Annotated in this window: 1 pseudogene; it reads right to left on the minus strand. The window is 45.4% G+C overall.

Features of this window, described 5'->3' with window-relative positions:
* A pseudogene (locus HMPREF2607_RS05130) lies at positions 1-1395 on the minus strand (CshA family fibrillar surface protein C); the annotation flags it as partial.

A 1395-nucleotide genomic window follows, 5' to 3' on the forward strand; every position in this document is an offset into this window, starting at 1 on the left:
CTGCTGGGGCAGTTCCAACGAATGATTTTTCTGGTACAAATGTCACTGTACCGTCTGCGGCTACTGTGTAAGTACCAACACCTTCTACTGTCTTAGTGGTTGAACCATCATCGAAGGTTGCTGGAACGTCATCGTTCATTGGCACACGGCTATCACCTTCAGTAAATTTAGGCTTACCTGTTTGAGTCGCACCTTGAATATCTGTTGATGTTGTTGGTGCTGCAGTTGGTGTAACAGGAGTTACTTTTGGAGTATAAGTCGCAGAAGCTTTTGTGCCGTTCTTATCTTCACGGACAACTGTCACTGCTGGAGCTTCACCAACGAATGATTTCTCAGGTACGAAGGTTACGGTTCCATCTGCCGCTACTGTGTAAGTACCAACACCCTCTACTGCCTTGGTAGTTGTACCATCGTCGAAAGTTGCTGGAACATCATCGTTCATAGGCACACGGCTGTCACCTTCAGTAAATTCAGGCTTACCAGTTTGTGTAGCACCTTGGATATCAGTTGATTCAGCTGGTGTTGCAGTTGGAGTTACTGGTGTCACAGTTGGTGTGTACTTAGCTGTGATCTCAGTACCGTTCTTATCAACACGTTTAACCGTTACGCCTGAAGCAGTTCCAGTGAATGATTTTTCTGGAACGAAAGTTACGGTTCCATCTGGAGAAACAGTGTATGTTCCTTCACCATCTACTGTCTTAGTCGTTGAGCCATCTTCGAAAGTAGCTGGAGTATCTTCATCGATTGGAACATTTGGATTTCCTTCGGTGAAGCTTGGTTTACCTGTTTGTGTTGCACCTTGGATATCTGTTGATGTCGCATCTTCAGATGTTGGAGCGACTGGAGTAATCTTAGGTGTGTATGTTGTTTCTACTGTTGTTCCATTTGTATCAGCTGCTTGAACTTTAACTGGGACAACATCACCTGAATAAGATTTATCCGTTGGTGTGAAGGTTACGACACCTGTGTCTTTATCAACTGTGAAGGTACCAATAATATTGCCCGCTGGTGATTTCGCAAACACCGCCGCTGCTGGTTGGCCATTTTCATCAAGAAGGGTAATAGTATCTTTGTCAATTGGAGCAACTGAATCACCCTCAGTAAAGGTTACAGTTCCCGTCTGAACTACTCCTTGAGGTCCTGTTGATTCTGCCGGTGTTGCAGTCGGTGTGACTGAAGTTACGGTTGGTGTGTAAGTCGCTGAAGCCTTAGTACCATTTACATCTTCACGAACAACAGTCACTGCTGGTGCAGTTCCGACGAATGATTTTTCTGGAACAAAGGTTACAGTTCCGTCCGCTGCTACTGTGTATGTACCGACACCGTCAACTGTCTTAGTCGTTGTGCCATCTTCGAAGGTTGCTGGAACATCATCGTTCATTGGTACACGGCTGT

This window comes from Streptococcus sp. HMSC078H03 (assembly GCF_001808655.1).
GTDB lineage: Bacteria > Bacillota > Bacilli > Lactobacillales > Streptococcaceae > Streptococcus > Streptococcus salivarius_G.